8 protein-coding genes are annotated in these 8,570 nt (G+C 59.9%); all 8 read left to right on the top strand.

What is annotated here, in order from left to right:
- The first annotated feature begins 225 nt into the window (after window positions 1-225).
- The 8 genes from ACLGL1_RS09610 to aroQ all read left to right on the top strand — a co-directional run bounded on the left by ACLGL1_RS09610 (window position 226) and on the right by aroQ (window position 8,433).
- Window positions 226-1,731, top strand: a complete 1,506-nt coding sequence (locus ACLGL1_RS09610; RefSeq protein WP_411008457.1) for an amino acid permease — start codon at window positions 226-228, stop codon at window positions 1,729-1,731.
- A gap of 336 nt (window positions 1,732-2,067) precedes the next feature.
- Window positions 2,068-3,084 (top strand): 3-deoxy-7-phosphoheptulonate synthase, encoded by a 1,017-nt coding sequence (gene aroF, locus ACLGL1_RS09605; RefSeq protein WP_411008456.1) that lies wholly within the window; start codon window positions 2,068-2,070, stop codon window positions 3,082-3,084.
- A complete protein-coding gene (gene aroB, locus ACLGL1_RS09600) occupies window positions 3,084-4,169 on the top strand; it encodes a 3-dehydroquinate synthase (protein WP_411008455.1) in 1,086 nt (361 codons plus the stop codon). Before aroF ends, aroB begins: the two co-directional genes overlap by 1 nt.
- Window positions 4,166-5,443, top strand: a complete 1,278-nt coding sequence (gene aroA / locus ACLGL1_RS09595) for a 3-phosphoshikimate 1-carboxyvinyltransferase (RefSeq protein WP_411008454.1) — start codon at window positions 4,166-4,168, stop codon at window positions 5,441-5,443. The genes aroB and aroA overlap by 4 nt, the downstream gene beginning before the upstream one ends.
- Window positions 5,421-6,521: a chorismate synthase gene (gene aroC / locus ACLGL1_RS09590; RefSeq protein ID WP_411008453.1), complete on the top strand. Its 1,101-nt coding sequence runs from the start codon at window positions 5,421-5,423 to the stop codon at window positions 6,519-6,521. Before aroA ends, aroC begins: the two co-directional genes overlap by 23 nt.
- Window positions 6,508-6,783, top strand: a complete 276-nt coding sequence (locus ACLGL1_RS09585) for a chorismate mutase (RefSeq protein ID WP_411008452.1) — start codon at window positions 6,508-6,510, stop codon at window positions 6,781-6,783. The genes aroC and ACLGL1_RS09585 overlap by 14 nt, the downstream gene beginning before the upstream one ends.
- Window positions 6,777-8,018 carry a shikimate kinase gene (locus ACLGL1_RS09580; protein ID WP_411008451.1) on the top strand — a complete coding sequence of 414 codons (1,242 nt, stop codon included), beginning with the start codon at window positions 6,777-6,779 and terminating at the stop codon, window positions 8,016-8,018. The genes ACLGL1_RS09585 and ACLGL1_RS09580 overlap by 7 nt, the downstream gene beginning before the upstream one ends.
- Entirely contained in the window at window positions 7,990-8,433 is a 444-nt protein-coding gene (gene aroQ, locus ACLGL1_RS09575) for a type II 3-dehydroquinate dehydratase (RefSeq protein ID WP_411008450.1), read from the top strand. The genes ACLGL1_RS09580 and aroQ overlap by 29 nt, the downstream gene beginning before the upstream one ends.
- Window positions 8,434-8,570: the final 137 nt, after the last annotated feature.

Here is an 8,570-nt window from a genome sequence, read left to right as displayed (position 1 = left end):
CCCCCTTTTGATGTCCCTAAACAGGCCTCAAAGCAGGTCCCCCCCTAAAAAGCCGGCTCCACTAGCCGATCCAATGAATATCAATCACCCGGACCGCCCCTGGCCCACTTTTCACATGCCGGTAGAATTCCTTTTTTACACGGTTTTTAACAAGACAAACCAAGGAAGTTTCTGTATAATAAAAAAGTAAATTACCAGGGCAGAGACCCTTTCAGGAGGTATATTATGTCACAATCGCATTCAGGCGGTGAAGGAAGTCCCCGGACCAGTGTTAAGCGGGCACTGAAAACCCGCCACTTATCCATGATTGCCATTGGCGGCTGTATCGGCAGTGGCCTTTTTATGACCAGTGGCCAGGCTGTCCATTCAGCCGGGCCGGGTGGGGCTTTACTGGCTTATGCCTGCATTGGTATTATGGTTTATTTCTTAATGACTTCTTTGGGGGAAATGGCCACCTACCTGCCCATCAGCGGGTCCTTTAGTGCTTATGCTTCCCGCTTTGTCCACCCCTCGATTGGCTTTGCCCTGGGCTGGAATTACTGGCTCAACTGGGTCATTACAGTCGCAGCGGATGTCAGCCTATCGGCCCTTATTTTCAGTTACTGGGAGCCCTTGCGTTTTTTACCGCCCATGGCCTGGAGCCTGATTTTCCTGGCTGTGATTGTGGGCCTGAATATGCTTTCTGTTCGGGCTTACGGGGAGTCTGAGTACTGGTTCTCCCTCATTAAGGTGGTTACGGTCGTTATCTTTATCTTTGTCGGGGTCCTGACTATTTTAGGGATTTTCGGCGGCGAGTATATCGGCTTAAAGAACTGGTTTGTGGGGGATGCGCCCTTTGTGGGCTCTACCAGCCACTGGTCCAGTAAGTTCTTGGCGGCCTTGGGGGTCTTCCTCATTGCCGGGTACTCCTTCCAGGGGACGGAGCTCATTGGGATTGCGGCCGGTGAGTCGGAGGACCCGGAAAAAAGCATTCCTAAGGCGGTCAACCAGGTTTTCTGGCGGATTCTGATCTTCTATATTTTCTCTATTGCCATTATCGGCTTGATTATCCCTTATACCAGCCCGGACTTGCTCGGGGCTCAGGATATTTCTGAAATTGCCAAGTCGCCCTTTACCATTGTTTTTGAAAAGGTAGGCCTGGCCATGGCTGCCAGTGTCATGAATGCGGTCATCCTGACGTCCATCCTCTCGGCCGGGAACTCGGGCTTTTATGCCTCTACCCGGATGCTCCATGCCATGGCTGAAAGTGGGATGGCGCCTAAGACCTTTGCCAAGGTCAACAAGGCCGGGACGCCGCGGAATGCCCTCTACTTAACTCTGGCTATGGTCTTTGTGGTCTTCCTCATGCAGCTGGGCTCTCCCAATGCTTACGAGTACATTATTGCGGCCAGTGGCCTAACGGGCTTTATTGCCTGGTTGGGGATTGCCCTAAGCCACTACCGTTTCCGTAAGGCCTACCTGGCTCAGGGTAAGGACTTGGACGACCTGGTCTACCGGGCCAAGCTCTTCCCCTTTGGGCCGATTTTCGCCCTCTTCCTCTGCACCATTGTCATTATTGGACAGGATACGGCCCTCTTGGAAGGTGAAATCAACCTCCGCCAGCTGGCCACCACCTACTTAGGGATTCCGGTCTTTATTGTGGTCTTCCTCTATCATAAGATTAAGTTTGGGGGCAAGCTGATTCCCCTCAAGCAGGTGGACTTAAACCAAGACCACAAGATGGAAGAATAAAATTATTGCTTTACAAATAGCCTCCCCTGTGGTAAGCTATATAAAAATTTGACCATGCTGATGCATTTGCATCATTTTAGACAGGTGATTATTATGTTATCCAAGCAAGCCCACGCCAATATGTTTACCTTTAGCTTTGCCTTTTTTGGCAAGGCTTATTTGGGTTACCCCGGCGATGGGCATCATGCTTGTTAGCGGCATCTTCACTTGCACTAGCAAAGCCCCGCAGAGGTGTACCCTCTGCGGGGCTTTTTTGTGGTTAATTTTTTTCTTACCCGGGAAAAAGAACTTAATGCATATAACTTAAAAAGAAAAGAAGACAAAGGAGAAATCAAAATGATTATCCATTTAAAAGACGGCGTTTCTGAACAAGGCAAAAAGGCCCTATTCGAAGAATTAGAGTCCCTCGGCGTAATGATCCATCCCATTGAAGGGGTGGAAAGAACCGTTGTTGGCCTGGTTGGCGACACTTCAAATGTAGATATTGAGCGGCTCCGGGCCAACCCGCTGACGGCCAAGGTCACCCGGGTCTCTGAGCCCTACAAACGGGTAAACCGCCGGATGCACCCGGAAGATACGGTCATCCGGGTTGGGGATGCGGTCATTGGCGGCGGGGACCAACTCTGCCTGATTGCCGGCCCCTGCTCTGTCGAAAGTAAGGAGCAAATGCGGACCTTGGCTGCAGATGTTAAGGCTGCAGGCGCCCAAATTTTACGGGGTGGGGCCTTCAAACCCCGGACTTCCCCCTACTCTTTCCAGGGGTTAGGGCCGGATGGCATTGAGCTCCTCTTAGAGGCAAAAAAGGCCAGCGGTCTACCGATTATCTCTGAAATCATGGACCTGTCCGACCTCCCCTATTTCGAAGAGGTGGATATCCTCCAAGTGGGTGCGCGAAACATGCAGAACTTCGCCCTGCTCAAGGAGCTCAGCAAGCTGGACAAGCCCATTCTCTTAAAGCGGGGCCTGGCGGCCACCTATGAGGAATGGCTGATGAGTGCCGAATACCTGATGAGCAATGGCAATGAAAACATCATCCTCTGCGAACGGGGCATCCGGACCTTCGAAACCGGTACCCGGAACACCCTGGATATTTCTGCTATCCCGGTGCTCCGCCAGAAAACCCACCTGCCCATCATCATCGACCCTAGCCATGCCGCCGGTAAGCATGACCTGGTCCGGCCCCTGGCCCAGGCTGCCGTGGCTGCCGGTGCTGACGGGGTCATGATTGAGGTCCACAATGACCCGGAAAAGGCCCTCTGTGACGGTCCCCAGTCCCTCCATCCCAACGAGTATAGCAAGTTGGCTGCTGACCTAAAGGGGCTGCACAGCTACTGCCGGGAACATTTACGCTAATGGCCGGCGGAAGAGAAGGACAAGTCTTGCAGGTCCATACTGAGCCTGCCTATGCTGTTAACCTAGGCCTTTCCCTGGCGGATATTCCTGACGCCCTGGTGGATGTACTGGCCCCGCCCCGCCAGGTCCGGCTGGTCAGTGATGAAAGGGTCTACGCCCTCTATGGGCCGGACCTGACGGCTGGCCTAGAAGAAAAAGGCTACCGGCTTGCAGTGGACCTGGTGCCCCCTGGCGAATCCAGCAAGACCATTCCTGTCTGGGCGGACCTGATGAACCGGTGGGCGGCTGAAAATGTCCACCGGGATGACCTGGTCCTGGCCCTGGGCGGCGGGGTCATCGGTGACCTGGCCGGCTTTGCGGCGGCGGCCTATGTCAGAGGGATTGCCATGGTCCAGGTGCCGACGACCCTGCTGGCGGCCTTAGATGCCTCTGTCGGCGGCAAGACCGCCCTAAACCTTCCGGCCGGAAAAAACCTGGTCGGGGCCTTCAAGCAGCCCCTGGCGGTCTTCTGCCCAACAGAGACCCTGACCAGCCTCAGCCCGACGGACTGGGAAAACGGCCTGGCCGAACTGGTTAAAACAGCCGTCCTCACCGACCCGGCCCTCTTCGACCGCCTGGAGGCTGGCCCCTTGACCGGGACCAGCCCGGACTTGACAGCGATCATGGCCCGGGCAGTGGGCCATAAGATCCGCTATGTCGAGGCCGACCCCTGCGAAAGGGGCATCCGGGCCCACTTGAACCTGGGCCATACCCTGGCCCACGCCATTGAGCAGGCCAGCGACCATGCCATTGCCCATGGCCATGCCGTTGCCATCGGCCTGGCCTTTATCAGCCGGGTGGCCGTCAACCTAGGCCGGCTCTCGCCTGAAGACGGCGACCGGATTATCCGGGTTCTGACCGCTCATGGACTCCCGGTAACCACCGGCTATGACCGGGCAACCCTCCTGGCGGCCATCCAGCGGGATAAGAAGGCCACTGCGGCCGGGGTCCGGTGGATTTTACCGGTGGCCATTGGGTCTTGTATCGACTACCCGGTCAGCTATGCTGATTTACCGGGATTTCTAGAAAAGGGAGGCTTGTCATGAAGGTAGAAATTACGCCCTTCCCCTTAACCGGGACCCTGCCGGCCATGCCCAGCAAGTCCATGATGCACCGCTACTTATTTTGCGCTGCCCTGGCCGATGGCCCCAGCAGCCTGGTTTGCCCGGTTATCTCTGAGGATATGCAGGCCAGCATGGATGTCCTGACCGCCCTCGGGGCCTCTTTTACCCCGACGGACCAGGGCTTTATCGTGACCCCCATTCCCAGCCCGAGGACTGACCACCCGGTCCGGCTGGACTGCCGGGAAAGCGGGACCACCTGCCGCTTTCTCCTCCCCCTGGTCGCCGGTCTCGGCCTTTCAGCTGAGATTACCGGCAGCGGCCGGCTCCCGGACCGCCCCCTCAAGGACCTAACTGAGGCCCTCCGCCGGGGGGGCTGCCAGGTCAGCGCTGATACCCTCCCCCTGAGCCTTTCCGGCGCCTTTACCGGCCGACAGGTCACCCTGCCGGGGAATGTCAGCTCCCAGTACATCAGTGCCTTCTTGCTCATGGCCCCCCTCCTGGCCGAGGGCTTGACCCTGACCATCGAGGGCCCCCTTGAATCGGAAGGTTATGTGGCTATGACCCTGGATGCCATGGCGGACTACGGGGTTACTGTTTCCTGCACAGGGTCAACCTATACCGTCCCCAAAGGGGCCTGCTACCGAGCCCCGGAAACAGCCACCACCATTGAAGGGGACTGGTCCAATGCCGCCTTCTTCTTGGCGGCCGGGGCCATCGGCCAACCGGTCACCCTGACCGGCCTAGACCTAGACAGCCGGCAGGGAGACCGGGCCATTTTAGATATTTTAGCGGCCTTCGGGGCCCATGTCCGCCAGGACAACGGGGCCATCACCGTCAGCCCCGGTCACTTGGCCGGCATTTCCCTGGATGTCAGCCAGATTCCGGACCTGGTCCCCATCCTGGCCATGGTGGCCGCCTGTGCCAAGGGGACGACCAGCTTTAAAAACGCCGGCCGCCTTCGCCTAAAGGAAAGCGACCGGCTCCAGGCCACCGCCAGCCTCCTGGCGGGCCTGGGCGTCTCGGTCCGGCAAGGGGCCGACTGCCTCCAGGTCACCGGCAGCCCGGTGACCTCCGGCCGGATTCAAGGCTTTGGCGACCACCGGATGGTCATGAGTGGGGCCATCCTGGCGGCCTGTGCCGGCTGGGGCCCGGTGGTCATCGACCAGGCCCAGGCCATCAATAAGTCCTACCCTGCTTTTTTTGACGATTTTGCTCACTTAGGAGGTCACTACCATGTCATCTCGCATCGGCCATAATATTCAGGTCCAAGTCTTCGGCGAAAGCCATGGCCCGGCCATTGGCCTGGTTATCGACGGCCTCCCGGCCGGGATTCCCTTGGACCATGAGGCCATCGGCCGGCAGATGGCCCGCCGGGCCCCGGGCAGCGGCCGCCATGTCACCCAGCGCCGGGAACCGGACCAGCCCCAGTACCTCAGTGGGGTCTACCGGGACCATACCACCGGGAGCCCCCTCTGCGCTATCATTCCCAATACCGACACCCGGTCTAAGGACTATGGCAACCTCCTGGACCTCCCCCGGCCCTCCCATGCCGACTACAATGCCCGGGTCAAGTACGGCGGCCATGCGGACATGCGGGGCGGTGGCCACTTTTCCGGCCGGCTCACCGCCCCCCTGGTCTTGGCCGGGGCCATCTGTGCCGGAGCTCTGAAAGACTACGGCATCGAGGTGGGCGCCCACCTCATCCAGCTTGGCGATGTCAAGGCCCCGCCGGTCGATGCCCGGTCGGTCACTGCCTGGGACCTGGAAAGCCTACGGGCCGCCCCCATGGGCATCGCCGATGAAAAAGCCCGCCAGGCCGCCGAGGCCCTCCTGGCCCAGGTCCGGGCCGATGGCGACTCGGTCGGCGGCCTGATCGAATGTGCGGCAGTCGGCCTGCCCCAAGGCCTGGGCAACCCCATGGCCGATGGCCTGGAAAACCGGCTGGCCGGGGCCATCTTCGCCATTCCGGGGGTCCGGGGGATCGCCTTCGGCGCCGGCTTCGATGCCTGTGCCATGCGAGGCAGTGTCCATAACGACCCCTATGACCTAGAGGACGGTCAAATCCGCCCTCGGACCAACCGGGCCGGTGGCGTCCTCGGCGGGATTTCCACCGGTCTCCCCCTCATCAGTCAGGTGGCCTTTAAGCCCACCCCCTCCATTGCCCGGGCCCAGGATAGTGTCCGCCTCTCCACCGGTCAGCCCGACAAGCTGACCATCGCCGGCCGGCATGACCCCTGCATCGCCATCCGGGCCATTCCGGTGGTGGAGGCGGTCACCGCCATCGTCCTCTTAGACCTACTCTACGATAAAGGAGCCTGCCATGTCCCTAAATGATATCCGTCAAAAAATCAATGAAATAGACGCCGCCCTCCTCCCCCTTTTTTTAGACCGGCTGGACTGTGCCCGGGAGGTGGCTGCCTATAAAAAGGCCCACCAGCTGCCCGTTCTCAACCGGGACCGGGAAGAGGCTATCCTGGCTGACATGACCGACCGGGCCGGCCGGGACCAGGCCGCCGTTCGGGCCTTTTACGAGGGACTCTTTGCCATTTCCCGCCAGCTCCAGGAGGACCTCCTGGACGAGGACCCGTCATGCTGACCGGTCTTCTGGGGGAAAAACTGGGCCACAGCTATTCCCCGGCCATCCATGCCATGCTGGGCAATGACAACTACCAGCTCTTTGAGGTCGCCCCGACGGACTTGGATGCTTTTTTAAGCCGGCCGGACCTGGATGCCCTAAACGTCACCATCCCCTATAAGGAGGCCGTCCGGCCCTACCTGGCCGATGAAAGCCCTGCCGCCCGAGCCATTGGCGCGGTCAACAGCCTGGTCAGGAATGCCGAGGGCCATTGGATTGGCCACAATACCGACTTTGACGGCCTGGCCTACCTCTTGGATAGCCTGGGCGGGTCTGTAGCCGGGAAAAAATGCCTCATCCTGGGCGGTGGCGGCACGGCCAAGACAGCCCATGCGGTCCTCGCAGACCGGGGATCCGGCGAAATTTTACATATTGTCCGCCATGATGGCATCTCCTATGCAGACCTCCCGGCCCACCGGGATGCCCAGTGGATCATCAATACCACCCCGGTCGGGATGTACCCCCAGGCCCCGGCCGGCCTGGTCCACCCGGCGGACTTTCCCCAGTTGGAAGGGGTCCTGGACGTCATCTACAATCCCCTGCGGACGGCCCTGGTCTATGAGGCCCAGGGGCTGGGCATCCCGGCCCTGGGCGGCCTGGCCATGTTAGTGGCCCAGGCCGTCTATGCCCATGGCTACTTTACCGGCCGGGCCCCCGCTCTAGACCAGGTGGCCACCATCTACCAACGGCTCCGGGCTGAACGGGAAAATATCGTCCTCATCGGCATGCCCGGCGTGGGCAAGACAACCCTGGGCCAGGCCCTGGCCGCTGACCTGGGCCGCCCCTTCGTCGACCTGGATGCCGCCTTCGCCGAGGCCTATGGACCGGCCGGCGACTACATCCGCAACCATGGGGAAGCGGCCTTCCGGGACCTGGAAACCGACCTGGCCCGCCAGGTGGGCCAAAAAAGCGGCCAGGTCATCGCCTGTGGCGGTGGCATTGTCACCCGGCCGGAAAATGACCTCCTCCTCCGACAGAATGGCCGGGTCTACCACCTGACCCGGCCCCTGGCCGACCTGGCCACCGCGGGCCGGCCCCTATCTCAGGGGGGCCGGGCCCTGGACCGGCTCTGGGCAGACCGCCAGGCGCTCTACGAAGCCTTTGCCGACCGCACCCTCTCCTGTACCGATTTCACTGCCGCCCTGACGGCCATTAAGGAGGATTTCTTTGCAGATACTCGTTTTGAACGGCCCTAACCTCAACCTACTCGGCCTAAGGGAACCGGCCCTCTACGGGCAGACCAGCTACCCGGCCCTTTGTGACCAGCTCCAAACCGCCGCCCGGGCCGCCGGCGTTGACCTCACCATCCGCCAATCCAACCACGAGGGCCAGCTGGTGGACTGGATTGGCCAGGCCTATGGCCAGGTAGATGGGATCATCTTTAACCCCGCCGCCTATACCCACACCAGCGTGGCCCTCCTGGATGCCCTCAAAGCCGTGGCCATCCCCACCGTAGAAGTCCACATCACCGACCCGGATACCCGCGAACCCTTCCGCCGGATAAGCTATATCCGCCCGGCCTGCTGCCATACCATCAAGGGCCGGGGCATCCAGGGCTACATCGACGCCCTCCACTGGCTCATCCACTACCTAAAGACCCAGCTGGCCTAAAGCAGGATAAGGCCTCACCGCAAGCAAGACACCGGCCCCAAAAGTCAGACCGAAAAAGTCAATTTTGGGGCCGGTGCAACTTGTTTATGGGGCCTTTTCACTGTATAATAATTCAAAAGCATACTTTTTTCCTAAAT

Source organism: Peptococcus simiae (assembly GCF_046569735.1).
GTDB lineage: Bacteria > Bacillota > Peptococcia > Peptococcales > Peptococcaceae > Peptococcus > Peptococcus simiae_A.
This window is presented reverse-complemented; position numbering and strand designations above follow the sequence as displayed.